33 protein-coding genes are annotated in these 24,364 nt (G+C 62.7%); 16 read left to right on the forward strand and 17 right to left on the reverse strand.

What is annotated here, in order from left to right:
• Positions 1-134: 134 nt before the first annotated feature.
• Positions 135-1,004, forward strand: coding sequence for a calcium-binding protein (locus ACEW8Q_RS06335; protein ID WP_373503208.1), 870 nt, complete (start codon positions 135-137; stop codon positions 1,002-1,004).
• Positions 1,005-1,057: 53 nt separating this feature from the next.
• Here the strand turns inward: ACEW8Q_RS06335 and ACEW8Q_RS06340 are convergent, their stop codons facing one another.
• Positions 1,058-1,534 (reverse strand): Hsp20/alpha crystallin family protein, encoded by a 477-nt coding sequence (locus tag ACEW8Q_RS06340; RefSeq protein WP_373503209.1) that lies wholly within the window; start codon positions 1,532-1,534, stop codon positions 1,058-1,060.
• A 132-nt stretch (positions 1,535-1,666) separates the two neighbouring features.
• Between ACEW8Q_RS06340 and ACEW8Q_RS06345 the strand changes: the two genes are divergently transcribed.
• From ACEW8Q_RS06345 to ACEW8Q_RS06370, 6 genes are all read left to right on the forward strand, one after another.
• Positions 1,667-2,554 carry a DMT family transporter gene (locus ACEW8Q_RS06345; protein WP_373503210.1) on the forward strand — a complete coding sequence of 296 codons (888 nt, stop codon included), beginning with the start codon at positions 1,667-1,669 and terminating at the stop codon, positions 2,552-2,554.
• A 39-nt stretch (positions 2,555-2,593) separates the two neighbouring features.
• The gene (gene radA / locus ACEW8Q_RS06350) at positions 2,594-3,982 is read left to right on the forward strand and encodes a DNA repair protein RadA (RefSeq protein WP_373503211.1); all 1,389 of its coding nucleotides are present in this window, start codon (positions 2,594-2,596) and stop codon (positions 3,980-3,982) included.
• Positions 3,983-4,046: 64 nt separating this feature from the next.
• Positions 4,047-4,724, forward strand: a complete 678-nt coding sequence (locus ACEW8Q_RS06355) for a CvpA family protein (protein ID WP_373503212.1) — start codon at positions 4,047-4,049, stop codon at positions 4,722-4,724.
• On the forward strand, positions 4,721-6,181 hold the full coding sequence (gene purF, locus ACEW8Q_RS06360; RefSeq protein ID WP_373503213.1) for an amidophosphoribosyltransferase: 1,461 nt from the start codon (positions 4,721-4,723) through the stop codon (positions 6,179-6,181). Before ACEW8Q_RS06355 ends, purF begins: the two co-directional genes overlap by 4 nt.
• Positions 6,182-6,186: 5 nt before the next feature.
• Entirely contained in the window at positions 6,187-6,918 is a 732-nt protein-coding gene (locus ACEW8Q_RS06365; RefSeq protein WP_373503214.1) for an SDR family NAD(P)-dependent oxidoreductase, read from the forward strand.
• A 14-nt stretch (positions 6,919-6,932) separates the two neighbouring features.
• Positions 6,933-7,700 carry a 2-keto-4-pentenoate hydratase gene (locus ACEW8Q_RS06370; protein WP_373503215.1) on the forward strand — a complete coding sequence of 256 codons (768 nt, stop codon included), beginning with the start codon at positions 6,933-6,935 and terminating at the stop codon, positions 7,698-7,700.
• A gap of 40 nt (positions 7,701-7,740) precedes the next feature.
• On the opposite strand, the gene der is transcribed toward ACEW8Q_RS06370, so the two are convergent.
• From der to ACEW8Q_RS06395, 5 genes are all read right to left on the reverse strand, one after another.
• On the reverse strand, positions 7,741-9,081 hold the full coding sequence (gene der / locus ACEW8Q_RS06375) for a ribosome biogenesis GTPase Der (RefSeq protein WP_373503216.1): 1,341 nt from the start codon (positions 9,079-9,081) through the stop codon (positions 7,741-7,743).
• Complete coding sequence (locus tag ACEW8Q_RS06380) at positions 9,078-9,353, reverse strand: hypothetical protein (RefSeq protein WP_373503217.1); 276 nt, start codon at positions 9,351-9,353, stop codon at positions 9,078-9,080. The genes der and ACEW8Q_RS06380 overlap by 4 nt, the downstream gene beginning before the upstream one ends.
• Positions 9,354-9,358: 5 nt before the next feature.
• Complete coding sequence (locus ACEW8Q_RS06385) at positions 9,359-10,015, reverse strand: tetratricopeptide repeat protein (RefSeq protein WP_373503218.1); 657 nt, start codon at positions 10,013-10,015, stop codon at positions 9,359-9,361.
• 48 nt (positions 10,016-10,063) lie between these two features.
• Positions 10,064-10,222, reverse strand: a complete 159-nt coding sequence (locus ACEW8Q_RS06390) for a hypothetical protein (RefSeq protein WP_373503219.1) — start codon at positions 10,220-10,222, stop codon at positions 10,064-10,066.
• An 80-nt stretch (positions 10,223-10,302) separates the two neighbouring features.
• Positions 10,303-11,685 carry a multicopper oxidase family protein gene (locus tag ACEW8Q_RS06395; protein ID WP_373503220.1) on the reverse strand — a complete coding sequence of 461 codons (1,383 nt, stop codon included), beginning with the start codon at positions 11,683-11,685 and terminating at the stop codon, positions 10,303-10,305.
• Between the two features lie 134 nt (positions 11,686-11,819).
• Here ACEW8Q_RS06395 and ACEW8Q_RS06400 point away from each other — a divergent pair, with 134 nt between their 5' ends.
• A complete protein-coding gene (locus ACEW8Q_RS06400) occupies positions 11,820-12,197 on the forward strand; it encodes a nuclear transport factor 2 family protein (RefSeq protein WP_373503221.1) in 378 nt (125 codons plus the stop codon).
• Here the strand turns inward: ACEW8Q_RS06400 and panB are convergent.
• Genes panB through ACEW8Q_RS06425 form a run of 5 tightly spaced genes read right to left on the reverse strand, consistent with a single transcriptional unit; the run spans position 12,194 to position 15,314 of the window.
• Complete coding sequence (gene panB / locus ACEW8Q_RS06405) at positions 12,194-13,012, reverse strand: 3-methyl-2-oxobutanoate hydroxymethyltransferase (protein WP_373503222.1); 819 nt, start codon at positions 13,010-13,012, stop codon at positions 12,194-12,196. The two genes, ACEW8Q_RS06400 and panB, sit on opposite strands and share 4 nt — an antisense overlap.
• A gap of 23 nt (positions 13,013-13,035) precedes the next feature.
• Positions 13,036-13,515, reverse strand: coding sequence for an MOSC domain-containing protein (locus ACEW8Q_RS06410; RefSeq protein WP_373503223.1), 480 nt, complete (start codon positions 13,513-13,515; stop codon positions 13,036-13,038).
• The gene (locus ACEW8Q_RS06415) at positions 13,515-14,075 is read right to left on the reverse strand and encodes an NnrU family protein (protein WP_373503224.1); all 561 of its coding nucleotides are present in this window, start codon (positions 14,073-14,075) and stop codon (positions 13,515-13,517) included. Before ACEW8Q_RS06415 ends, ACEW8Q_RS06410 begins: the two co-directional genes overlap by 1 nt.
• The gene (locus tag ACEW8Q_RS06420) at positions 14,072-14,665 is read right to left on the reverse strand and encodes an NnrU family protein (RefSeq protein ID WP_373503225.1); all 594 of its coding nucleotides are present in this window, start codon (positions 14,663-14,665) and stop codon (positions 14,072-14,074) included. Before ACEW8Q_RS06420 ends, ACEW8Q_RS06415 begins: the two co-directional genes overlap by 4 nt.
• A gap of 37 nt (positions 14,666-14,702) precedes the next feature.
• Positions 14,703-15,314, reverse strand: coding sequence for a TetR/AcrR family transcriptional regulator (locus ACEW8Q_RS06425; RefSeq protein ID WP_373503226.1), 612 nt, complete (start codon positions 15,312-15,314; stop codon positions 14,703-14,705).
• A 102-nt stretch (positions 15,315-15,416) separates the two neighbouring features.
• Between ACEW8Q_RS06425 and ACEW8Q_RS06430 the strand changes: the two genes are divergently transcribed.
• The 5 genes from ACEW8Q_RS06430 (at position 15,417) to ACEW8Q_RS06450 (ending at position 18,648) form a co-directional block, all read left to right on the forward strand.
• Complete coding sequence (locus tag ACEW8Q_RS06430) at positions 15,417-15,845, forward strand: ABA4-like family protein (RefSeq protein ID WP_373503227.1); 429 nt, start codon at positions 15,417-15,419, stop codon at positions 15,843-15,845.
• Entirely contained in the window at positions 15,842-16,642 is an 801-nt protein-coding gene (locus ACEW8Q_RS06435) for a hypothetical protein (RefSeq protein ID WP_373503228.1), read from the forward strand. The genes ACEW8Q_RS06430 and ACEW8Q_RS06435 overlap by 4 nt, the downstream gene beginning before the upstream one ends.
• A 78-nt stretch (positions 16,643-16,720) precedes the next feature.
• Positions 16,721-17,488 carry a hypothetical protein gene (locus tag ACEW8Q_RS06440; protein ID WP_373503229.1) on the forward strand — a complete coding sequence of 256 codons (768 nt, stop codon included), beginning with the start codon at positions 16,721-16,723 and terminating at the stop codon, positions 17,486-17,488.
• Positions 17,489-17,506: 18 nt separating this feature from the next.
• Positions 17,507-18,193 carry a hypothetical protein gene (locus ACEW8Q_RS06445; RefSeq protein ID WP_373503230.1) on the forward strand — a complete coding sequence of 229 codons (687 nt, stop codon included), beginning with the start codon at positions 17,507-17,509 and terminating at the stop codon, positions 18,191-18,193.
• Between the two features lie 44 nt (positions 18,194-18,237).
• Positions 18,238-18,648 (forward strand): hypothetical protein, encoded by a 411-nt coding sequence (locus ACEW8Q_RS06450; RefSeq protein ID WP_373503231.1) that lies wholly within the window; start codon positions 18,238-18,240, stop codon positions 18,646-18,648.
• A gap of 4 nt (positions 18,649-18,652) precedes the next feature.
• Here ACEW8Q_RS06450 and ACEW8Q_RS06455 read toward each other — a convergent pair whose 3' ends face one another.
• The 5 genes from ACEW8Q_RS06455 to ACEW8Q_RS06475 are packed head-to-tail and all read right to left on the reverse strand — an operon-like array spanning position 18,653 to position 21,069.
• Positions 18,653-19,006, reverse strand: coding sequence for a DUF1428 domain-containing protein (locus tag ACEW8Q_RS06455; protein WP_373503232.1), 354 nt, complete (start codon positions 19,004-19,006; stop codon positions 18,653-18,655).
• A 14-nt stretch (positions 19,007-19,020) separates the two neighbouring features.
• The gene (locus ACEW8Q_RS06460; protein ID WP_373503233.1) at positions 19,021-19,506 is read right to left on the reverse strand and encodes a VOC family protein; all 486 of its coding nucleotides are present in this window, start codon (positions 19,504-19,506) and stop codon (positions 19,021-19,023) included.
• Positions 19,503-19,958, reverse strand: coding sequence for a VOC family protein (locus ACEW8Q_RS06465; protein ID WP_373503234.1), 456 nt, complete (start codon positions 19,956-19,958; stop codon positions 19,503-19,505). Before ACEW8Q_RS06465 ends, ACEW8Q_RS06460 begins: the two co-directional genes overlap by 4 nt.
• A gap of 26 nt (positions 19,959-19,984) precedes the next feature.
• Positions 19,985-20,446: an SRPBCC family protein gene (locus tag ACEW8Q_RS06470; protein WP_373503235.1), complete on the reverse strand. Its 462-nt coding sequence runs from the start codon at positions 20,444-20,446 to the stop codon at positions 19,985-19,987.
• Positions 20,443-21,069 (reverse strand): TetR/AcrR family transcriptional regulator, encoded by a 627-nt coding sequence (locus ACEW8Q_RS06475; protein ID WP_373503236.1) that lies wholly within the window; start codon positions 21,067-21,069, stop codon positions 20,443-20,445. The genes ACEW8Q_RS06470 and ACEW8Q_RS06475 overlap by 4 nt, the downstream gene beginning before the upstream one ends.
• 128 nt (positions 21,070-21,197) lie before the next feature.
• Between ACEW8Q_RS06475 and ACEW8Q_RS06480 the strand changes: the two genes are divergently transcribed.
• Genes ACEW8Q_RS06480 through ACEW8Q_RS06490 form a run of 3 tightly spaced genes read left to right on the forward strand, consistent with a single transcriptional unit; the run spans position 21,198 to position 23,709 of the window.
• Positions 21,198-22,589, forward strand: coding sequence for a cytochrome ubiquinol oxidase subunit I (locus ACEW8Q_RS06480; protein ID WP_373503237.1), 1,392 nt, complete (start codon positions 21,198-21,200; stop codon positions 22,587-22,589).
• A complete protein-coding gene (cydB, locus tag ACEW8Q_RS06485; protein ID WP_373503238.1) occupies positions 22,586-23,590 on the forward strand; it encodes a cytochrome d ubiquinol oxidase subunit II in 1,005 nt (334 codons plus the stop codon). The genes ACEW8Q_RS06480 and cydB overlap by 4 nt, the downstream gene beginning before the upstream one ends.
• Positions 23,590-23,709 (forward strand): DUF2474 family protein, encoded by a 120-nt coding sequence (locus ACEW8Q_RS06490; RefSeq protein ID WP_373503239.1) that lies wholly within the window; start codon positions 23,590-23,592, stop codon positions 23,707-23,709. Before cydB ends, ACEW8Q_RS06490 begins: the two co-directional genes overlap by 1 nt.
• A gap of 39 nt (positions 23,710-23,748) precedes the next feature.
• Here ACEW8Q_RS06490 and ACEW8Q_RS06495 read toward each other — a convergent pair whose 3' ends face one another.
• On the reverse strand, positions 23,749-24,318 hold the full coding sequence (locus tag ACEW8Q_RS06495; protein ID WP_373503240.1) for an HD domain-containing protein: 570 nt from the start codon (positions 24,316-24,318) through the stop codon (positions 23,749-23,751).
• Between the last annotated feature and the right edge of the window lie 46 nt (positions 24,319-24,364).

A 24,364-nucleotide genomic window follows, 5' to 3' on the forward strand; every position in this document is an offset into this window, starting at 1 on the left:
CTCGCCATCGAATGTGGAGAAATTCGGCTTCCCCTACGACCGCTCAAATTTGAGTGTTTCTGTTACCCGAGCCAAAATACTTGAAGTTGTATGGAGGTGCAGGGAATGAGTCCTGAACAGGAATAAGACGGCACATGGCAATCCAGCAATCAATCGTGACGATCCACACGGCAACCGAACTGGCAGAAGCGATTGTCGGTGGCACCATCACCAAGGTCAGCTATCTGGCCTCAACCGCCGGGGTGAATGCGTCCCTGCTGAAGGGCACGGGCACCGGCGGTTACGCAGAGGGTGATACCTACAGTGGCATCCTGAACCTCCAAGGTTCAACACTCGACGACTACCTGACGGGCGACGCGCTGAACAACCAGCTTCAGGGCGGCGATGGCCGCGACCGGCTGAACGGTGGTGCTGGCGACGACATCCTCCAGGGCGGCGCAGGAAATGACAGTTTCGTCGGCGGCGCCGGCGCGGATGTGAACTCCGGCGGCAGCGGCGCCCGCGATGTCATGGACTTCTCGCGCTCAAAGGCGGGCGTGGAATTGAGCCTCGATACGGGCGGCTGGGCGGGTGACGCCGAGGGCGATGTCTATCTCGACATCGAATACGTCTACGGCACAGGCTTTGCCGATGTGATTGGTGGCAATGACTCCATCAACCGTCTGATCGGCAATGCCGGGAATGACGTGATCGATGGCGCAGGCGGCAACGACTACATCCTCGGCGGCGCAGGCGGCGACTTGATGATGGGCGGCAGCGGAGACGACGTTTTCGTCATCGAGGCAGGGTTCGGCAACGACATCATTTCGGACTTCGAAGCCGGTGCGGGCCGCACCGACCGCGTCTGGCTGCAGGGCACCGGCATGGCCGATTTCGGTGATGTTCTTGCCAATGCCTTCGAAGTTGCAGGAACGACGGTCATCAGCATTGGTGTTCACGGCACGCTGACGCTCGAGAACGTCGGCATCTCGCAGCTCGCGGCCGACGACTTCATTTTCGGCTAATCCCAAAAACAAGGGAAGCGGAGGCCGTCCCGCGCTCCGCTTCCCTCACTCGATCAGGCCGTGGGTTTCACGGCGATCTTCTGCGTCCTGGATTGCTCCTGAGGCAGCTTGGGCAATGTAACCTTCAGGACGCCCTTGTCAAACGCCGCCTCGACCTTGGAACCGTCAACCTCGGCGGGGAGCGTGAAGCTGCGCTCGAACATTCCGTAGGACCGCTCCATGACGTGATAGTCCTTCTGCTGGTCGTCCTTCTCCACCTTCTTCTCGCCCTTGATGGTGAGGATGCCATCCTTCAGTTGCACGTCAATGTCCTCGGGCGCGCATCCGGGCATTTCCGCAGTCACCTCGATGGTGCCATCCTGCTCGGCGACATTGACTTTCATCGCCACGGCATTCCTGCCGAAGTCGCCAAGTGCTGGTACGCCGCGCCCAAAATCCTGGAACACACGATCGACCTCGCGCTGTAGGCTTGTAAACATGTCCTGTCCGGAACCACGGCCGAACAGATCGGGAAGGAAATGTCTCGTCATTTGAACCTCCTGTATTTGTCCGTTCCCCAAGACCGATAAGTAGGAGTGCCCAGCCCGTTTTCCATATGACGCAGATCAAATCCGGACCTATAAGCGCGGGCTTCGGACACCATCATTGCAGGACCGTTCATCTTGAAGCCGCGCGACATTGCCGCCTACGCCACGCTCGCGCTGGTATGGGGCTTCTCCTTCATGGTGGTGGTGAAGGTCGTGGCCGCTTTCGGCTGGGCGGGTGCGGTGAGTTTCCGGTCCATCGTGGCGGGGGGAGCGCTGTTCTTCATTGCGCGGCTCGGCGGCAAGCAACTGGATTTTTCCTGCGGCTGGGGAAAATTGGCGGTGCTCGGGTTCCTGTCGGTCACCTGCCAACTCGCCGGCATCGCCTTCGCGGCTCCCATCATCGGAACCGCCATGACCGCGATCCTCGTCTCCGCCATTCCGCTGTTTTCGATGATCATCGGCCGCCTGCTCGGCATCGAGCATATCGGACGCGCCGGATTGCTGGGCGTTGCCATGGGAATTGTCGGCATCGTCATGCTGGTTGGATTTCCCGCCGTTCCGTTCACCTCGGCGTTTCTCATCGGCTGCGCGGTCTCCATTCTCGGATCGCTCTGTGCGGCGCTGGGCAGCATCTTCGCCAGTGAACGCCTGCGCGGGGTCGGATCATGGGAAATGACCATCGGCTCCTTCATCGCAGGGGGCCTGATGCTGATGCCGTTGGTGCTTCTCGTTCCTGTGCCGGCGGTGCCAGGCGTCATCGACTATCTCTGGCTCGTCGGCATGGGACTGGTCACGAGTGCTGCCATGTATGTCGTCTATTTCAACCTCGTCGCCTCGATCGGCCCGACCCGGGCAATCAGCGTCGAGTTCGCGGTGACGGTGGTGGCCGTGCTGGCAGGCACGCTCATCCTCGGAGAAAACCTGTCGCCGCTTCAATTCGCAGGCGCCGCCATCATCGTCACCGGCTGCGCGCTGGTGCTGGGACTGATCCCCAACCTGTGGCGGGCCAGGGCGCGGGCCTGACCCCCTTTCCGTTCCATAAATGTTCCGCTAAAGAGGGCCATGGCCAAAGCGTCTCACTTCGTCTGCCAGAGTTGCGGTTCCACCTCCTCGAAATGGTCCGGCCGTTGCGATGGCTGCGGCGCGTGGAATACCATCGTTGAAGAACAGGCCACCGCACCCCTGTCCGGTGCCAAGGGCGCAAGCCTGCCCAAGGGCCGCGCGACGCGGCTCGTAGGCTTGCGCGGCGAAAGCCCGGCGCCGCCGCGCATCATCACCGGCATCGGTGAACTGGATCGCGTGGCGGGCGGCGGCTTCGTGCCGGGTTCGGGCGTATTGATCGGCGGCGACCCCGGCATCGGCAAGTCCACGCTTCTGCTTCAGGCGCTGGCCGCGCTGGCGCGGAAAGGCGAGCGCGTCGTCTATATCTCGGGCGAGGAAGCCATCGCGCAGGTGCGCCTTCGGGCTCAAAGACTGGGCCTCGACGACGCGCCCGTGCTGCTCGCCACCGAAACCAATGTCTCTGACATCGTCGCGACCCTCTCCGAGGACAAGCCGCCCTCCATTGCCGTCATCGATTCGATCCAGACGCTGTGGGCACCCTCGATCGAAGCCGCGCCCGGCACCGTCTCGCAGTTGAAGGCGGGATCGGAAGCGCTGATCCGCTTCGCCAAGCAGCGGGGCACGGCGGTTCTGCTCGTGGGCCACGTCACCAAGGACGGCCAGATCGCGGGCCCCAAGGTCGTCGAACACATGGTCGATGCGGTGCTCTATTTCGAAGGTGACCGCGGCCATCAGTTCCGCATCCTCCGCGCGGTGAAGAACCGCTTCGGCCCCACTGATGAGATCGGCGTTTTCGAAATGTCCGACGGCGGGCTGGCGGAAGTGACCAATCCATCCCGCCTCTTCATGGGATCGAACGAGCGCCCCACGCCCGGAACGGCGGTCTTCGCCGGAATGGAGGGCACCAGGCCGCTGCTGATCGAGGTCCAGGCCCTCGTCTCGCCCTCCCCGCTCGGCACGCCGCGCCGGACCACCGTTGGCTGGGATTCGAACCGGCTGGCCATGATTCTCGCCGTGCTGGAAGCTCGCGCCGGGGTGCAGATCGGCCCGAACGACGTCTATCTCAACGTCGCGGGCGGCCTGAAAGTGAGGGAGCCCGCAGCGGATCTGGCCGTTGCCGCCGCCCTGCTATCATCCCTAACAGGCACAGTCATTCCGCCCGGCACCGCGGTTTTCGGCGAAATCGCGCTTTCCGGCTCGATCCGCCCGGTCGGCCAGACCGAGGCCCGCCTCAAGGAAGCCCAGAAGCTGGGGTTGAAGGAGGCGGTGATTGCCGCCCAGGCCGAGCCGCAGGAGATCAAGGGGCTCAAGGTCAGGCCGATGGAGACGATCATGGACCTCGTGGCCTGGTCTGCCGCGCAGGATCGTGGACAACGGAGAATAGCCTAGTCGGTTGCCGAAAACCTTTCTATAAGGTGCCTTCAACCGGGTGGCGCACCCTACAGGATATCGCATGCCGCTGACGCTCCTCGATTTCATCCTCATAGGCATCATGCTGCTGTCGGGGCTGCTCGCCCTCATGCGCGGCTTCACCCGCGAGGTGCTCTCACTGGTGGCATGGGGCGCGGCCGCGGTCGCCGCCTACTTCGCCATAAAACAGCCCTCGCTGATCGCCTTTGCCCAGACCAACATCCCATATCTCGACAAGGAGATGCTGGCGCAGATCGGCGTCGGGGCCGCCGCATTCCTGGTGGTGCTCATCATCGTCTCGATCATCAGCGTGAAGATTTCGGACGCCGTGGTGGATTCGGCGGCCGGCGCCTTCGACCGCTCGCTGGGCTTCGTTTTCGGCCTGGCCCGGGGTTTCGTTTTCGTGGCCATCGCCTATCTGTTCTATGGCTGGCTCCTGCCCTTCGACAAGCAGGAGCCGTGGGTCAGGACTGCCTTCAGCCTGCCGATGATCAAGTCGACCGGCGAGACCCTTCTGGCATTCATGCCGCCAGAGATCGCGGAGACGCTGTCGAACACCGCGCTCCTGAAAAATCCGGACCAGCCGGACGGAGAGCCGCAGCCGGGACAGCCTCCCGAAAGCGGCTACAAGAGCAATGACAATCAGGGGCTGGAAAACCTCCTTGAGGGAACGGGCAGCAACACGCAGCAACCGGCATTCGGACAGAGCAACAGCCAATGAGCATCGACATCGATCTTGAACTGAACGCCGACCGGCTTCGCGAGGAGTGCGGCGTCTTCGGCATCTATGGCCATCCCGATGCCGCGGCGCTGACGGCACTCGGCCTCCACGCGCTCCAGCATCGCGGCCAGGAGGCGGCGGGCATCGTCTCCTTCGACGGCGAGCGCTTCCAGACCGAACGGCGGCTTGGGCTTGTCGGCGATCACTTCTCCTCCGCCAAGGTCATCGACCGGCTGCAGGGGTCCTCCGCCCTCGGCCATGTGCGCTATTCGACGACCGGCGAAACCATCATCCGCAACGTGCAGCCGCTGTTCGCCGAACTTGCCGCCGGCGGCCTCGCCGTCGCGCACAACGGCAATCTCACCAACGGCCTCACGCTCCGCCGCGAATTGATCCAGCAGGGCTGCATCTGCCAGTCCACGTCCGACACCGAAGTGATCCTGCACCTCGTTGCACGCTCGCAGAAGTCCCGTATCGTCGAGCGCTACATCGACGCGCTGCGCGCCATCGAAGGCGCCTATGCCCTGGTCGCGCTGACCAACAAGAAGCTCATTGGCGCACGTGATCCCTTCGGCATCCGCCCGCTGATCCTCGGCGAGTTGAACGGCGCCTATATCCTCTGCTCCGAGACCTGCGCGCTCGACATCATCGGCGCCAAGTTCATCCGCGAGATCGAGAACGGCGAGGTCGTGGTCATCTCGGATGACGGCGTCGAAAGCCTCCACCCCTTCCCGAAGCAGCCGGCGCGGCCCTGCATCTTCGAATACATCTATTTCTCGCGGCCTGATTCCATGCTCGGCGGCCGCTCGATCTACGAGGTACGGAAATCCATGGGCCGCGAACTGGCCCGCGAGTCGGCGGTCGATGCCGACGTGATCGTTCCGATCCCGGATTCGGGCGTTCCCGCGGCTCTTGGCTACAGTTCCGAAACCGGCATCCCCTTCGAGCTTGGGATCATCCGCAATCACTATGTGGGCCGAACCTTCATCGAGCCGACGCAGACCATCCGTTCGCTCGGCGTGAAGCTGAAGCACAATGCCAACCGCGCCGTCGTCAAGGACAAGCGCGTGGTGCTGGTGGACGATTCGATCGTGCGCGGCACTACGTCGGTGAAGATCGTTCGCATGATGTACGAGGCGGGTGCAAAGGAAGTCCACATGCGGATTTCCAGCCCGCCCATCAAGCATCCGGATTTCTACGGGATCGACACGCCCGAGCAGAAGTCGCTGCTGGCCGCCACCCACAGCCTCGAAGAGATGCGCGAATACATCGGCGTCACCTCGCTCGCCTTCATCTCGGTCGACGGCATCTATCGCGCCATGGGTCTTCCGGGCCGCGACAATCTCCGCCCGCAATTCACCGATCACTGTTTCACCGGTGATTATCCCACCCACCTCACCGACCTTATCGGTGAATCGAAGAAGCAGCAGCTTTCGCTGCTCGCAGAAGCAGGCTGAATTTCATGACTGGACGTTTGGAGGGCCGTGTCGCTCTGGTGACCGGCGCATCGCGGGGGCTTGGCGCATCGGCTGCCGTGGCGCTTGCCAGGGAAGGCGCGCATATCATCGCCACCGCCCGCACCGAAGGCGGTTTGACCGAGCTTGACGACCAGATCAAGGCCGTCGGCGGCTCCGCCACGCTGGTGCCCCTCGACATCAAGGATTTCGACGCCATCGACCGTCTGGGCGCCGCGATCTTCGAGCGCTGGAAAAAGCTCGACATCCTGATCGGCAATGCCGGCGCCCTCGGCAAGCTCACGCCGCTCGCCCATGTGGAGCCGAAGATGTGGGACGACGTCATGGCCGTGAACGTCACCGCCAATTACCGCCTCATCCGTTCGCTCGACCCGCTGCTGCGTGCCTCCGATGCAGGCCGCGCAATCTTCGTCACATCCGGTCTTGCCTTCAAGTGCTGGGCCTATTGGGGCCCCTATTCGATTTCAAAGGCTGCCCTGGAAGCCATCGTGAGGACTTACGCCAACGAAGTCGCCACCACCTCCGTGCGCGCCAACTGCTTCAGCCCCGGCCCCACGCGCACCAAGCTCCGCGCCGTGGCGATGCCGGGCGAAGACCCCGAAACGCTGCCGCACCCTGACGAAGTGGCCGAGCAGATCATCCCCATGTGCCTGCCGGACTTCACCGACAATGGCGGCGTGTGGAAATACGATCCCAAGGGCCTGTTCAAGCAGTTCTGAAGCGAGGTGAACTCATGAGCGACGCAACCGTCATCGCAGCCTTCGCCGCGGCCCGAAAGTCCCAATCGCCGCTCGATCATCTGCCGGAGGACGTGCCGCCCGGTCTCGAACGTGCGTTCGAACTGCAATGCGGGGTGACGAGGGAACTGGGCTGGACGCAAGCGGGCTGGAAGATCGGCTGCACGTCGGAGCGCGCACAGATCGCGTTGAAGGCGACAGGCCCCTTCCCCGGCACCATGTTCTCGCACCGCGTCTACACGTCCGGCGATCACTTCCCGACCATCGCCGAGAACAAGCGCGTGGCGGAGCCGGAAGTGGCCTTCACCATGGCAAGGCCGCTTCCGCCGCGTGGCACGCCCTACGGGCTGGACGAAGTGATGGCGGCGGTCGCGGCGGTGCAGGTCGCAATCGAAGTGGTGCATCCGCGCACGCCGCGCGGCTTCGGTGATGCCGTGCCGTGGTTCATCGTCGATGGCGGATTGAACGAAGGCATCGTGCTGGGCGAGGCGAAGAAACCCCTGACCCGCGATCAATATGCCTCGCTCAAAGGCGAGGTCATGTGGAACGGCCGCGCGATGCAGGGCGGCATCGGTTCCAATGCCCTGGGCGGCGGCGACCTTGCGCTGGCCTGGCTCGTCAATCACCTGAACGGGTATGGCGTGGGCCTCAAGGAAGGCGACATCATCAGCACCGGCGTCATCACGGAGTTCTTCTCCGCGGCACTTGGTGATGTCATCGAAGTCGACTTCGAACATCTGGGCAAGGTGACCGTTCGGTTCTGAACGGCCACCCTCGCACCACTAGGCTCGAAGAGCGAGAGGACTACTTGTCCTTGTCGAACGGGTTCTTGCCGCCGCGCAGGCTGAAGCGGATGGGAACGCCCGCGAGTTCGAAATCCTTGCGCAACCCGTTCATCAGATAGCGCTTGTAGCTCTCCGGCATCTTGGACAACTGGTTGCCGAAGATGGCAAAGGTTGGGGGGCGGGCATTGGCTTGAGTCGCATAGCGGATCTTGATGCGGCGGCCCGACGGCGCTGGCGGTGGATTGCGTTCAATGGCGCTTTCGAGCCAGCGGTTGAGTTGCGCCGTCGGAATACGCATGTTCCAGCGCTCCATGGCGCCCATCACCGCTTCCAGCATCTTGTCGATGCCGCGTTCCTGCTTCGATGAAAGCGTCACGACCGGTACGCCGCGAATTTCCGGCAGAACATCCTCGAGGTCGCTTTGTACTTCTTTGAGTTTCTTCTGCTTTTCCTCGACCAGATCCCACTTGGAGAGCGCCAGCACAACCGCGCGGCCCTCCTGTGCGACCAGATCGCAAAGTGTCAGATCCTGCCGCTCGATCGGGAGCGATGCATCAACCAGCACGACCACGCATTCGGCGAAGCGGATGGCGCGCAGCGCATCCGACACCGCAAGCTTCTCGATCTTGCCGGTCACGCGTGACTTGCGGCGGATTCCGGCCGTGTCCCACAGCCTGATCTTCTGCCCGCGCCACTCGAAGTCGGATGAAATCGCATCGCGTGTGATGCCGGCTTCGGGGCCGGTGAGCATGCGCTCTTCACCGAGGATGGTATTGACCAATGTGGACTTGCCGGCGTTGGGCTGCCCGATGATGGCGAGCCGCAAGGGTCCGTCGCCGCGCTCCTCGCCTTCCTCATCGACCTTCTCTTCCGTATACGGAAGAAGCGCCTCGTAGAGATAGTCGAGGCCTTCGCCGTGTTCGGCGGAAATCGGCAGCGGTTCGCCGAAGCCCAGCTCGTAGCCTTCGAGGACACCCGCATTCTGGCCGCTGCCCTCGGCCTTGTTGGCAACGAGGATGACAGGCTTGCCGCGGCGGCGGACTCGCTCGGCGAATTCACGGTCGGTGGGGGTCACGCCCGCGCGGGAATCGATCACGAAGAGCACGACATCGGCATCGTCGACAGCGGTCTCGGCCTGCGCGCTCATGCGCGCTTCGAGCGAGTCGCCCTTGATGTCATCGAGGCCCGCCGTGTCGAACAGGCGGAAGCGCAGGTCTCCCAGCTTCGCCTCACCCTCGCGCCGGTCGCGGGTCACACCAGGCTGGTCATCGACCAGCGCGATCTTGCGGCCGACCAGCCGGTTGAACAAAGTTGACTTGCCGACGTTAGGCCGCCCGAGAATGGCGACAGTTGCTGTCATTGCGGATCACTGAAGGTATCGTCACCCGTGGGCGGCGCGCAGGATGGGTCGCCCGCCGTACAGGTGGACGCCGTCGTGTCGCCGGGCGAGGACTGGCCCGATGCCGCTTCCTGCGGCACGTCGGCACGCTCGGGGAATTGCGCGCGGCCGGGAATCGCATCCTCGCGCTGGCCGGGAAGCACCGTGTTGTCGGTTTGCCCCGTCAGGCTGTTGATGGTGCTGCAGCCGCCGAGTGCCGCCATGACGGCGCCAAGAATAATGATTTTGCGCAAGGCTGTCATTTCTGGGCAAGCAGCGGGAGAAGAAGTTCGGAGAGCATCTGGGCGCGCTGCCGAAGGCTCGCGGGCGCTTCCGGGTCGCCGAGGATCGCCTGCACGGCCTTGTCGGCGGCGGTATAATCCCTGGCCCGCCAATGCGACGAGGCCATGATCTCGCGCGCCGTATGGCGCCAGGGGTTTCCGGCGACGTCGAACGTCTTCACCCGCGCTTCAAGATCGGCAGGCGAAACAGTGTCGACCAGTGCCGCTGCGGCGCGGATGCGGGCAAGATCGCGAAGCGTGCCGTCGGTGGAGGCCTCAGCGGCAATTGCGTCATAGATATTGACGGCATCAGCCGTCTTGCCCTGGTCCAGCAGCGTTCCCGCCTCGCGCAGGCGCGCCAGAACGGCATATCCGGCATGGCCGATGGATGCGAATTGCGTGAGGGCTTCGTCGCTCTTTCCAGCATCCTGGAGTTTGACAGCCGAGAAGAACGTCTCTCCCGCAGCCTGCGCCTGCTTGAGCTTCCAATAGGTCCAGCCCTGGAAACCTGCGACCCCCGCGATGACGAGGAAGCAAAGGCCCATGATGAGATTGCCATAGCGGGCCCACAGTTTCTTGAACTGTTCCTGGCGGACTTCTTCATCCACCTCGCGAAACAGGGATTCGTCACTCAAAGCTGCAGGCTCCTCAATTGCCGGAAAAGGCGTAAGGAGCGGCCTAAATCAGCGGCTTGGCCAAATCAAGGCATTTCCGCCCCGCGCCTTGCGGCGATCGCGATAGAAGCCGCTGATCACCCGCTCGCGCTGATGCCGGAGCAGCAGTCCGAACGCGACGGCGATGCCGGCTACGCCCGACAGGAAACCTGCGATCTCGAAGAACATGCCCGCCACCCCGGTCAGAATCCTTTACCCGACGGATTACGCGCCCAAATGGTTAACGCACCATGAAGGATCGGGCTGGGCTAAGGCACGGAATCGATTACCGAAAACGATCTCATCATGCCACCATCGGCGCGCTCCGCCACCAGCGCGTGCAAAGCCCACAAACCGAGATTGTCTGCGGTGAGGGCGAGAGACACCTTCTCGCCCGCAGGCACCACCACCGTATCCATCCAGAGGCCCGAGGGCTCCTCCTCGATCACTTGCCAGACATGGCCATGAAGATGGAGCGGCTGGGCGAAAGCCGTGCGGTTGTCGATGTCGAGCAGGATCGTCTCGCCCTTCGTTGCGGAGAAGAGCGGCTCCGGGTCCGGCCCGGCGACACCACTCATCGCCCAGCCCTTGCCCGCCTCCAGCAAGGCGCGCAGGTCTCTCTCGGCGCCGTTCCATCGCGCCGTCGTGAGGCCGCCCTTGATGCCGCCTTCCAGTACGACACTAATAGTGCGAGCCTCGGCCAGGTTGCCAAGCGGCGAGACGGGATTGGGAGGCAGCGCAAAGTTGTCGGCAATGGCGGGCGGGGCGGCGGAGGCCCCCTCGGGAATGAGATAGGCGATTTCGACGACGTCCTCGAAGAGGTCCAGCGCCACGCGGATATCGCCTCCATCAGGATTGATCAGCAGGTCGGCACGCTGGCCGGGCGCAAGGACAAGCGCCTTGCTGTCGAGCGACGCGGGTTTCATGGGCTGCCCGTCGCGCGCGATGAGCAAGGGATCGTCGCCCTTGAACAGCAAATTCATTACCCGCACATTGGCCGAGTTGAGGAGTCTTAGCCTGGTGAATACGCCCCTCTTCAGCGGCAGCCGCGGGCGGTATGCGTTGTTGCCGGTGAACCAGTTGCCGAGGCGCCCCTCGCCTACCATGGTTTCCACATCGCCAAAATTGCCTTCGACGGCGCCACCTTCGTCAAGCTTCCAGTCATCGAGAACGAGAACAAGTTCGGCAAGATCAGTGAGTGCGTCTGCTTCGTCTATGATCAGCACGGCATAAAGTCCCATGTCACGTGCCCGCGACTGGTCGGCGATGGGTCCGATCCAGAACGTGCCAGCATCGGGCGGCGTGAAGACGCAATCTACCGCGTCGTCGGCACCGGGCGGCACGTTTATGGTCATCAGGTCGGAAGGCCCGCGCACGCCAAAGAAATGCAGCCAGATCTCGTGCGGCAGATCGTTGATGAACCGCAGCTTCAACTCCTCGCCTTGCCGCCCACGGATCACCGCAGGCTGGGGACCGGGCCCGAGCACCCAGGCTGCAGTTTGCCCGGCGCCGTCTTCGAGCAGCCCCAGCACCTTCTGCTGGGCGCGAACCTCGATGAAACCATCGGCCGTGAGCACTTCGGCAAATGACAGCTGCGATGACACAGCCAGTGCGGCCGAGGCTGCGAGAAATTGCCGACGAGTAATAGCCATTGTCGCACTCTCTTGATTCGACACAAGTCTAGGTTGGTTCTGTGGCGGCAAGATGATGTGAGTCCACCGGCTTGTCTCCGGGGATTAAGATGCATATCACTTGCTAGGGAGTTCTGCCGGCAGCGAGGGATCTGATGAGTAGCGAACGGGAATCCATCGGCACTCTAATCACCGACTATCTGGAAGGCATGATCTACGGCCAGACTGACAGGCTGAACCGGGCCATGCACCCCCTGTGCATGCAGGCGGGGCACTTCGGGGGACAGTACGAATTCTGCAACCGATATGCCTTCATCGAGTCGCTCCAGTCCGCAGTGATGGAAGCGCCCGGAACACCCTACAAGGCCCAGATCGTGACGATCGACATCACGGGAGACGTGGCGGTAGCGAAAGTCACCGACGACTGCTTTGGAACATCCTTTACGGACTACCTGACCCTCATCAAACATGATGGCAAGTGGCAGATCGTGATGAAGGCGTTCTTCGACCACGCCAACGCGGCGAAGGACTAGTCCTTCACGTCGTAGGTGTTTTCCGGCATCGGGAAGCTGCGGCTGCGCACATCGTCGGCATACATCCTGATGGCATTCTCGATGGCCGCGCCCACCTTGCCGAACTCCTTGACGAACTTCGGCACGCGCGGGCTCAAGCCCAGCATGTCCTCCATGACGAGGATCTGACCGTCGCAGGCAGGTGACGCGCCGATGCCGATGGTCGGGATCGGAATGTCCTTGGTGATCTTTGCGGCCAGCGGTTCGGCAATGGCTTCAAGTACCACTGCGAAGGCGCCGGCCTCGGTCACGGCCTGGGCATCTTCCTCGATGATGGCCCACTGGTCGCGCGTTCGGCCTTGCGTCTTGAAGCCGCCGAGGATGTTGATCGACTGCGGCGTGAGGCCGATATGCGCCATCACCGGAATGCCGCGCTCGGAGAGAAAGCGGATCGTCTCGGCCATGCGCTTGCCGCCTTCGAGCTTGATGGCGCCGCACTGGGTTTCCTTCACCACCATCGCGGCGTTGCGGAAGGCCTGCTGCGGGCTTTCCTCATAGGAACCGAAGGGCATGTCGACCACGACCAACGATTTCTTCGCACCCCGCATCACAGCGCGGCCATGCAGGATCATCAGGTCGAGCGGCACGGGCAACGTGGACTCGAATCCGTGCATCACCATGCCGAGCGAGTCGCCCACCAGTAGGAAGTCGACATACTTGTCGGCAATCGCCGCCGTATGCGCATGGTAGGAGGTGAGCGAGACGATCGGGTCCTTGCCCTTGCGGGCGGTGATCTCGGGCGCGGTCAAGCGCTTCGTTGCGACATGCTGTGACATGACCGGAGCCTAGTCCCGGAGCCTCACCCCGGCAAGTGGACCTTGGGAGGTGTGATCTCTCGCAGGACTTCGACGACATCACCAAGCCTGATGATGCCGCCTTTGACAACGCGGCAGGTGACGCCGCCGCGCCAGTCAGGCGCCAGCGCCCGGCGGAGGCCCGGCCAGATCTCGTCCATCCTGGCGCATGGGCTTGTCTGGGCGGTGACTTCGAGGCGAACGGCACCGACCAGCAATTCCGAGCCGGCCCCACGCGGCAGGTGAACGCCCTCGACCAGAAGATTGGCCCGCCGCGCCGTCCATGCGAGATCGGGATTGCCCAGCACGAACAGTGCTGCTTCCCACAATTCGCGCTCCAGAAGCGTGATCTGGCGCTTCGGAAATTTCACGCCCTTGGAGTCGCCCTCAAGCCCTGCCTCTCGCGTGATGATGGCACTTTCCAGTTCTTCCATCGGCGCGCGGGGTTTCTCACGCCGCGCAATGCCGATGAGCCGCCCCGCCATCAGCCGATCTGGAACACCGGAACGCCGATGAGGGCGCCGTGAAGCTGTGCCATGACACCATAGAGCGCGATGCCGATGAGAACCGACACCAGATCGTGGCCCTTCCGCACTTCGGGCGAAGGCCGCACTTTATTGATGGTTCCGATCACGATATGCGCCACGGCATAGGCGAGGAAGCCGCCGAACAGGATGATGCTCGCCAGATCACCATTCGCCAGCAGATGCCCCACGGCCCAGAAGATGGCGGCGATGGCCATGGGAAACCGCAGCTTCTGCCGGAGCGAACCACGGAAGATGAAGATGCCGAGGCAGATGAAGGCGATGAGCGTCAGCAGGAAATTGGCGTGCCTGCCCCATTCCGGCGGATCGTAAACGAAAACGAAGTCCGACGCGCGCCAGCCCAGCACGACGATGACGATGCCGAGGAGCGACGCGAAGCCGAAGACGGGGCCATAGGCCTTGTCGCCCACGGCCGCCTTGAGGCGGGCCTTGAGCGTGGGAACCGCCGCCACAAGGTGGAGAATCGCGGTAAAGAGGACGCCGAATGCGAGGAGGATCATTGCACGATCGGGAAATTGAGAACGTAAGGGTGAAAGCCGAACAGGAAGATCACATAGAGCACCATGCCCACGATGACGGCGATGATGTCGGACCGGAGCCGAGGTTCATGGATGGGGCGCTTGCCGCGGAACTCCGACATCACGATGTCCGCGAGCGACACCACGAGAAACGTTCCGAAGATCCACACGTCGGTGCGCTTGCCGTTGGCGAGGAGATGACCCGCCGCCCACAGGCCGACGCCGATCGACATCGGATTGTGCAGCCATTTCTTCAGGTAGCCCTTGCCGTGCGAGGCACCGATCAAGATGAAACCGAGCAGCACGAACAGCATGGCGGCATGCCTGCCCCATTCCGGCGGCTGGTAAAGCTGGTCCGCTGCGAGAGGCCCGCCCCGCGTGCCCCAGTAGCCGACCGCGATCATCACGAGGCCGATGAGCGACACGATGGCATAGAGCTTCTTCCAGGACGCCCCGCCCATCTGGGCCTTGAAGCTGTCGCGCAGGCCCGGAAACAGGATCGACAGCAGATGGCTGCCGCCGAAAAGCAGAACGCCTCCGTAGAGGATGGCAAGTGTGACGCCGATTGACATGTATCTGGTTCTCCCGTGGCAGCTTGTGCCAGATAATCTATTGCGGTCCAAGCCCGCGGATGGCCGCGGGCAATGACGACAGGCTCGTTGCAATCACGATTCCGGGATCGATCGAGGGGTGCAGCCTCCGGTCGATGATAAGGCTGGCGATCCCATGCACCAGGGCCCACACATGGGCGGCGCGCGTGTTCACGTCAGGCCGTCCCGGCCCCAGCACCGCCGCGACCGCCTGCTCCAGCTGCACCCAGGCGCCATGCGACGCCTTCTGCAGATGTTCGGACTTGTCGAAGGGCTGGGCATGGCGGAACATCATCAGGTAGATCGCCGGATTGGCGCGCGCGAAGGCAACATAGGCGCGGCCCATGGCGATGAGCCGGTCGTCGGGCGACTGCGATGGAGCGGCATCCGCTGCCGCATCGAGTTCCGCCACAAACTGGTCGAAGCCGCGCGCAGCGATTTCGGACAGCAGGTCCTCGACAGACGCGAAATGATTCTTCGGCGCTGCATGTGAGACACCGGCACGCCGCGCGCATTCCCGCAGCGTGAATTTTTCGAGGCCGTCATCCTTCAGGATGTCGGTGCCGGCCTTCACCAGTGTCTCGTAGAGATCGCCATGGTGATAAGGCTTCTGTTTCGTCTTCTTTGGCATGGTCACCGTTTCTCACAAAAAATTGACAGTGTCAAAATTGATATTGACAGCAGAAACATATTGCCGCATTCAAAGTTTACATCGTCAATATAGGAGGAAGTGATGACGCCCGACAGTCTGTTCGCCGTCAGCGGCCCGATTGCGCTTGCAGGCTGGCTGGCCCTCGCAGCCGGCATCGTGTTCGACCGCCCGTTTCTGAGAGACCGCGTTGCCGGGCTTCTGATCCCGCTGCTTCTCTCCGCAGCTTACACGGTCCTCATCCTCATCTTCTGGTGGACGGCCGATGGCGGCTTTGGTTCGCTCGCGGAAGTCCAGACGCTGTTCACCCAGGGCTGGGTGGCGCTCGCCGGATGGGTTCACTACCTCGCCTATGACCTTTTCATCGGCGCGTTTGTGTCGCGCCAGATCATGGAACGCAAACTCTCGCGCCTGTTCCTCGTCCCCATCCTGCCGCTGACCTTCCTATTCGGCCCCATCGGCTTTCTGCTCGCGCAAGGCCTGCTTCTCACCCGCATAGGAGACGCATCATGACCAGCATCACGCTTCAGCCATCGCGCGCCGGCATTTCGCTCGACACCTTGCGGCAGGCCTCGCCCCTCCTCTGGCGCACCAGCATCGCCTTTCTCGCGCTCTTCGCGCTTGCCGCCATTCTGAGCCAGATCGATCTGCGGCTGTTCAACGGCATCAGCGTCTGGATCAAGCCGTCAAAATTCTTCCTCTCGCTCGCCATCCACATGCTCACCGTCTCATGGGCACTGACGCTGCTGCCAGACACAGTGCGCGCGGGGCCCGTTTCGCGGGCCGCCATCGGTGTGCTCGTGGCCATGGCAATTTTCGAGATGACTTACATCGCCCTGCAGGCCGCGCGCGGCGAGGCCTCGCATTTCAACTCGAGTTCCGTGATGGCCCAGATGATCTACGCCGCCATGGGAATCGGCGCCGTCCTCATCATGGTGTCGACGGCCATCATCGGATTGCAGATCCTCCGCAGCGGCCCCCGCACCCCGCTTGCCCGCAGCTTTGGCGTGAGCTTCATCCTCGCCGCGATGCTGACGGTATGGGTCGGCCTCACCTTGGGCGGCATGGGCTCGCACTGGATCGGCGGCGACCAGACCGATGCCACGGGACTGCCGCTCGTTGGCTGGTCCACGACGGGTGGAGACCTTCGGCCCGCGCACTTCATGGGCTTGCACATCATGCAGGCCATGCCGCTGGTGGCATTGACCGGCAGCCGGGCGCTGGTGGCGATCACGGGCGTGGCATTCCTGCTGGCAACGATTGCAGCCTATGCCTTGGCCCTCTCCGGCATCCCCCTGATTTCGTTCTGACTTCAATCCCCTGATGTACTCAGGCCGAAAGCCGTGTTACACCGCGCTACGTTTCCGAGCCACATCAGGGGATTTGCCATGAAGCCAACTCTCATTCTCGTCGGCGCCGACAAGGGCGGCGTCGGCAAGACCACAGTATCGCGCATCCTGCTCGATTATTTCGCGCGCAAGAACGTGCTGACCCGCGCCTTCGACACGGAAAATCCCCGTGGTTCCCTGAAGCGCTTCTATCCCGCCACCGCCGAGGTCATCGACCTCGAGAACGTCGCCCACCAGATGAAGGTGCTGGACACGCTGGAAACCGCCAACGTGCCGGTGACCCTGGTCGACCTCAAGGCCGGCGGCCTCTCCTACGCGCTCGACATCTTCGAGCGCATCGGCGTGCTCGAAGCCGCACGTGCCGGCCAGTTCACGCTTGGCCTGTTCCACATCGTCGGCCCCTCCATCGCATCCCTCGACGAGATCGGCGAAATCGCCAAGTACCTGAACGGCGTCGACTACATCGTGGCTCGCAACTTCATCAACGAGACCAACTTCTTCGAGTGGGACGAGGAGACGACCCGCAAGTATTTCTCGGCGATCCCGAAGGCGCAGGAAGTCGACATCCCCAAGCTCAACGAAATGGCCTACGAGCAGGTCGACGTCGCCCGCGTCACCTTCAAGGACTTCATCGACAACCGCACGGCGGAAGGCGAGCCGGGCAAGTTCTCCTTCGTGCTGCGCGGCTATGTGCGCAAGTGGTGCTCCGAGATCGACGAGGAATTCTCGAAACTGAAGCTGCTCCAGGACATCGTCACCGGTGGCCGTGCGCCAGCACCCGCATCCGAAAAGCGCTCCCACAAGTAGCCTGAGAGGTCAGGCCCGATGGCCTTGCCTCCGCTGATCGCCATCGTCTGCGCCGACCGGCACCGCAATGGCAAGACATTGCTGGCGCGCGTGCTGGTCGATTTCCTGTTGATGGAGGGGCGCGACCCCTATTGCCTCGACCTGAGCCACCCCGAAGGAGCGCTGCGCGCCTTCTTTCCGGGCCGAACGGCGCTGGTCGACTTCGCGCAGATCGCGGGCCAGATGAAGGTGTTCGACACGATTCTGGCGGGACCCGGCCGCGACTACGTGATCGACGTCCCTGCCCATGCCCTGCCGAAGTTCTGCGAACTGGTGACGGACCTCGACTTCCGCGCCGCCGCCATCGAGAAGGGTTTCCGCACCGCGGTCATCTTCATCGTCGATACCGAGGAGGATTCGCTCAAGACCGCCGCTGCTGTGGAAGAGATACTCAATCCCGATCTTTTCGTGCCGGCCGCCAACCGCTTTGTCGGCTCGGCCCTGCCCGATGGCGTGCCGGGGCCTGTCTTGACGCTTGAACGCCTCGACCCCGATCTCCATGCCATCATCACCAACAGGCGATTCTCGTTCCGCAATTTCCTTCTGGGCGATGAATCAGGCGTGCCGCTTCGGCTCCGCCCCAACCTCAAGGATTTCCTGCAAGGCCTGATGGGCGGCTTCCGCGACTTCGAGCCCGCAATAAGCCTTTTGAAACTGCGTGAATGAGCGAGTAAGACAATCTTGGTCGGTTTCGCTCAGGGAGTTTTGACATGAAGGCTTTGAGAATCCTGCTGACGGCAGCCCTTCTGGTGGCAAGCCCCGTGGCCATGGCGATTCATGGCTCCGCACAGGTGAGCGAAATCGACGGCCAGATGGCCGTGTCAGCCATCATGTCCGCGGGAACGCGTGCGTCACTCGTCGCCAATGTGACGCATGTCCCGTCGGTCGGCGTCATCCGCCTGAGCGTCCGGGGCATGCGTGGGGCCGAAACCCACATGCTCACGCCGGAGGACTTCAAGATTCTAGCCCGGAAATATACCGGTGGAATTGCAAGACTGCAAAGGTCGCTGGCCGCCAATCCCGTGACCCGTGAAGCACTCGACCGCCGCAATATTGCGATCGGCCGCGTGTGGGGCGTGCAGGTCGGCTCGAACGGCGCGCTGAGGCTCTACATCTACTGAGCCGTCACGCCTCGACCAGCGGCACGAAGCCACCATAGATCATCCGTTGGCCATCGAAGGGCATGGGATTGGTCGCCGGTTCGAAACGCGGATCGGACATCACGGATTTCATGCCTTGGTCGGCAACCTGCTTCGATGGCCACACGATCCACGAGAACACCACCGTTTCATCCTCCTGGAGCTTGACTGCCATGGGAAAGGACGTGAGCTTTCCCTCTGGAACGTCATCGCCCCAGCATTCCATGACCGAGATCGCACCCGCCTCCCTGAAGACGGTGGCAGCCATCTCGGCATAAGCCTTGTAGGCCTCGCGCTTGGCATTCTGCACGGCGGCGACCGATCCGAAAATGTATGTCATGGGTCTCTCTCCTGTCATGTTCCGTTGAAGGCGGTTTCGAGTCTTGCGATGTCGGGCTTCACCGACGCCATCACCACGGACATGACGCGCGCCGCCGCGACCTTGTCCTCCGACGTCATCCAACGCTGGATCTGCGACGGCACGATCTGCCAGGACAGGCCGTAGCGGTCCCTCAGCCAGAAGCATTGCGACTCTGAACCGCCATCTGCCGTCAGCGCCTGCCATAGCCGATCGATCTCTGCCTGGCTCTCGCAGGTGACCACGATGGAGGCGGCTTCCGTGAAGGTGAAATGCGGGCCGCCGTTGAGCGCCATGTAGGGTGTGCCGGCCAGTTCGAAGCTGACGATCAGAGCCGCGCCTTCAGGCATTGGACCGCCCTTTTCATAGCGGCTCACAGCGGTGATGCGCGAATTCGGAATGAGCGACGTGTAGAAAGTGGCGGCCTCTTCCGCCTGCCTGTCGAACCACAGGCATGTGGAGACGGCGACGGCGCTGCTCATGGCGCCTGCTCCATCTTGCGGAGGTTCTCCATGATCTCATCCGGAGACAGTTGCTTGACGGTCGTGGCCAGAGACCAGCGGTGTCCGAAGGGGTCTTCAACCTGCCCATAGCGGTCGCCCCAGAACATGTCGGCGACGGGCATGACCACGGTGGCGCCGGCAGCGACGGCCGTTGCGAAGGCCTTGTCCACGTCCGGCACCGTCATGTGCATCACGACGGGCGTTCCGCCAAGCGACTGGGGCGAGCGCGCGCCATAGTCGAGATATTCGTCCATCAGCATCACCATCGACCCGTTGACCATGACCGAGGCGTGCATGAGCAATCCCTTCCTGTCGGGCAAGCGCATCATCTCGGTTGCACCGAAAGCCTTGACGTAAAAGTCGATGGCGGCAGCCGCGCCGCGGCAGATCAGGTGTGGCATCACTCCGGGGTGAACGGGACGTCCGGTCATGTCAATTCCTCCGTATGCTGATGGTATCAGAGCGTTGCGGCAACAGCGGCGAGCTGGTCTGTGGCCTTGCCCCAGCCATCGTGGAAGCCCACCTGCTCGTGGTTCGCCTTGTCCTCCGCAGTCCAGTGGCGGACCTTCGCGGTGTAGCGGGTCTTGCCGCCTTCATCCGCGAAGGTGATGGTTCCGGTCATGAAGGGCTTGGCTGACGGCTCCCAGGCCTTCGTGTAGGCATCGGTAAACACGAGCTTCTCGTTGGGCACGACTTCGAGATAGACGCCGCGATTGTGAAATTCCTGGCCCTCGGGCCCGCGGAACAAAAAGTAGCTCGATCCTCCCGGCCTCACGTCCGTCTCGACGACCGGCGTCGTCCACGGCCTCGGCGTGAACCACTGCTTCAGAAGCTCGGGCTCGGTCCAGCAGCGCCACAGCGCCTCGCGCGGCGCATCGATCAGGCGGGTCAATGTGAGCTCGTGAATCTCGTCAGTCATGCGATGGCACTCCCCGTGCAGTTGCGTTTGAAGAGATACTCGAAATAACGCTTGAGGTGATCAATGGTTTCCGCCGCGATCTCCGGCCCCTGCTTCGCCTTGGCCAGGATGAAGGCGCCCTGGATCACGGCTTGCGTATGCAGAGCCAGGCTTTCGGGCGTCCACTCGGCATCTGGGGCGTAAAGAAGCTTGGCCACGGCAATGTCCTTCGCGACCTCTGCCGCATGGCCTGAAATCGAGGCATCGCAGGCGTCGCGGATGGCGGGACTGGTCTCATAGGCCTCCTGCACCATGGTGCCGACGAGGCAGGTGAACTCTGGAATTGAACCCTTGAGGATCGCCTCGCGGAAATCGAGATAACCCATCACCCGGTCGAGCGGGTCGGCATGCTGGTGATAGGGCGCGGACGCGAAGAACTGGCTCGTCGTCTCCGACCAGTAGTTGGCGGAGGCTACGGCGAAGTCTTCCTTGCCCTTGAAATGATGGAAGAAACCGCCCTTGGTGAGGCTCGCCCGGTCGCAGATGTCCTCCACCCTCATGGCGGAATATCCCTTCTCGCGGATGACGCTGAGCCCGGCCTTAAGCAACTGTTCGCGGGCGTCGGACTTTGGTCTGGCATTCATGTAGAATTAAATACCAACCAGTTGGTATTGTGTCAAGACGCCTTCGCGGTGCGGCAATCCGCCTGCAACAAGCTGTTGTGTTTCTTCCTGCCACGCACGACGTTCTGCAAAGTTGAATGGGGAGCGACATGTTCGGATTCGACGCCTTGATGCTCGCGCGAATGCAGTTTGCATTCACGGTCAGCTTCCACATCATCTTTCCGGCCTTCTCGATCGGGCTCGCGAGCTATCTCGCGGTGCTGAACGGCGCAGCACTCGCCACAGGCCGCCAGGTCTATCTGGACATCTTCAACTACTGGAAGCGCATCTTCGCGGTGGGCTTCGGCATGGGCGTCGTCTCCGGCATCGTGCTGAGCTACCAGTTCGGCACCAACTGGAGCGTCTTCTCCGACAAGGCCGGCCCCGTCATCGGCCCGCTGATGGGTTATGAGGTGCTGTCCGCCTTCTTCCTCGAGGCGGGCTTCCTCGGCGTGATGCTGTTCGGGCGAGACAGGGTTGGCCCGAAGCTGCACTTCCTGGCCACGCTCATGGTCGCCATCGGAACGCTGGGCTCGGCCTTCTGGATCCTCGCCGTCAACAGCTGGATGCAGACGCCCACGGGCCACGCCATCAACGAGGCGGGCCAGTTCATCGTCGTGGACTGGTGGGCCGTCATCTTCAACCCGTCGTTCCCCTACAGGCTCGTCCACATGGTGCTCGCCGCCTATCTGACGACAGCCCTCGTGGTCGGCGGTGTTGCGGCCTGGCACATGCTCCGCGACCGCGCGACCGAGGGCAGCCGCGTGATGTTTTCCATGGCGCTGTGGATGCTGGCTGTCACCGCACCCGTCCAGATCTTCGCGGGCGACCTCCATGGCCTCAACACGCTGGAACATCAACCGGTGAAGATCATGGCGATGGAAGGCCACTACCAGAGCCATCCGGACGGCGCCCCGCTCATTCTCTTCGGCATCCCCAATCCCGCCGAAAAGCGGATCGACTACGCGATCGAGATCCCGAAGCTCTCCTCGCTCATCCTCAAGCATGATCTCGACGCACCGATGGCGGGTCTCGACACCGTGCCAGAGGACAAGCAGCCCTCCGTCGCCGTGCTGTTCTGGAGCTTCCGCATTATGGTGGGGCTCGGCTTCGCGATGCTGGGCCTCGGAGTGTGGAGCCTGTGGCTTAGATGGCGTGGCGGGCTCCACGATTCGCCATGGCTCCAGCGCGCCGCACTTGTCATGTCGCCCATGGGCTTCGTCGCCGTGCTGGCCGGCTGGGTGACGACCGAAGTCGGCCGCCAGCCCTATACGGTCTACGGACTGCTGACGACGGCAGAGTCCGTCTCACCCATCGATGCGCCCGCCGTCGGCACCTCGCTCATTGTGTTTGTCGTCGTCTACTTCATCCTGTTCGGCGCGGGCACCTTCTACATGCTGCGGCTGATGGCGCTGCCGCCCTATCCACATCAGCCAGGCATTCCGCATGACGAACCTGTGCGCGCGGCCGGCATCACTCCAGCTGCGGGGGCCATGCGATGATGTTCGACCTTCCCTTCATCTGGGCGGGGCTCATCGCCTTCGCCATTCTTGCCTATGTCGTTCTCGACGGGTTCGACCTGGGCGTCGGCATCCTGTTTCCCTTCATCAAGGGCGAAGAGAACCGCGATGACGCGATGAACTCGGTGGCGCCCGTATGGGATGGCAACGAAACCTGGCTGGTGCTGGGCGGCGGCGGCTTGTTCGCGGTCTTCCCTCTGGCCTACGCCATCGTCATGCCGGCCCTCTATGCCCCGATCATCGCCATGCTGATCGCGCTTGTCTTCCGGGGCGTCGCCTTCGAGTTCCGCTGGAAGACCAGGCGCGGCCAGTTCCTGTGGGACTGGGCCTTCGCGGGTGGCTCCATTCTCGCCACGTTCGCGCAAGGCATTGCGCTGGGTGCCCTTGTCCAGGGCATTCCCGTCGAGGGCCGGGCCTATGCCGGCGGCTGGTGGATATGGCTGACACCCTTCAGCCTGTTCACCGGCGCGGCGCTGGTGGTGGGCTATGGACTGCTCGGTGCCACATGGCTCAACTGGAAGACCACGGGCGAAGTTCAGGAGCGGTCACTGGCCGCGGCCCGCATCCTGGCGCCCGTCACACTGGTGATGATCGGCATCGTGAGCCTGTGGACTCCCTTTCTCGACGCAATCTACATGGCGCGCTGGTTCTCGTGGCCGGCCATGCTGCTGGCCGTGCCGGTCCCGCTGCTCACTCTGCTCGCGGCCTATGGCTTGATGAACGGCTTGCGCAAGCGGCAGGAGGCCCTGCCCTTCTTTGCCGCTCAATGCCTCTTCGTCCTTTGCTTTGCGGGACTGGGCATCAGCTTCTACCCCTATATCGTGCCGCACAGCGTCACCATCTGGCAGGCGGCCGCGCCCGACAACAGCCTCGGCTTCCTGCTGGCGGGCGCCATTGTCCTGCTGCCCATGATCCTCGGCTACACGGTCTACGCCTACTGGGTGTTCCGCGGAAAGGTCACCCGCGGCGGCGGCTATCACTGATGGAGAAGGGCAAGACGCAACCGCTCTGGCAGCGCCTCCTGTGGTTCGCCGGCCTCTGGCTCGCCGGCGTCCTCGCCGTTGGCACCGCCGCCCTGCTGATCAGGTCCGCGATTCTCTGACAGGTTGGAACTCTTAATCACTGTCCGCAGGCCTGGCGATCAGACGGCCCAGCGCCTCACGGCGGCATCGAGTTTGCGAGCCAGACGGTGATCCGGACCAAGCCGCGACGACAGCACACGGACGAGTTCTTCATAGTACCAGATGGTGCTGGTTCTGGACTGTGAGAACCGGTCAAACACCGTCTCGCCAACCGACGCGTAGTCATCCGCAATGGCGGTTGCGTTGTGAACCTTGTCGCAGGCCGACACGAGAACCACATCGCGCGGTGCCTCCGCCAGATGCGCCAGGTAGGCCTCCTTGCGTGGACGCCATTCCGGCTTTTCGCCGTTCTGGTCCGGCACGCTATCGGTTAGCCCTTCCACGATGCGGAGCACGTCAGGACCAAAGCGGTTGGAAATTTCACTCCCATGATGGGCCCCGCAATCTTCCAGCACGTCATGAAGCAAAGCCGCCGTCGCCTGGATTTCGGAACCGCCATTCTCGATGACAAGCGCCGAGACCGCGATCGGATGGGAGATATAGGGAATGTCCGTTCCTTTCCGCACCTGCCCGGCATGGGCTTTGGCGGCATAGGTCACGGCATCGGCGTAGATGTCATTCAACAGCATTCATCGTCATCCTTTGCGTTTGATCGCCAAGTCTGCCGAGCACGGG

The sequence above is a fragment of the Aestuariivirga sp. genome (genome assembly GCF_041738905.1).
Taxonomy (GTDB): Bacteria; Pseudomonadota; Alphaproteobacteria; order Rhizobiales; family Aestuariivirgaceae; genus Aestuariivirga.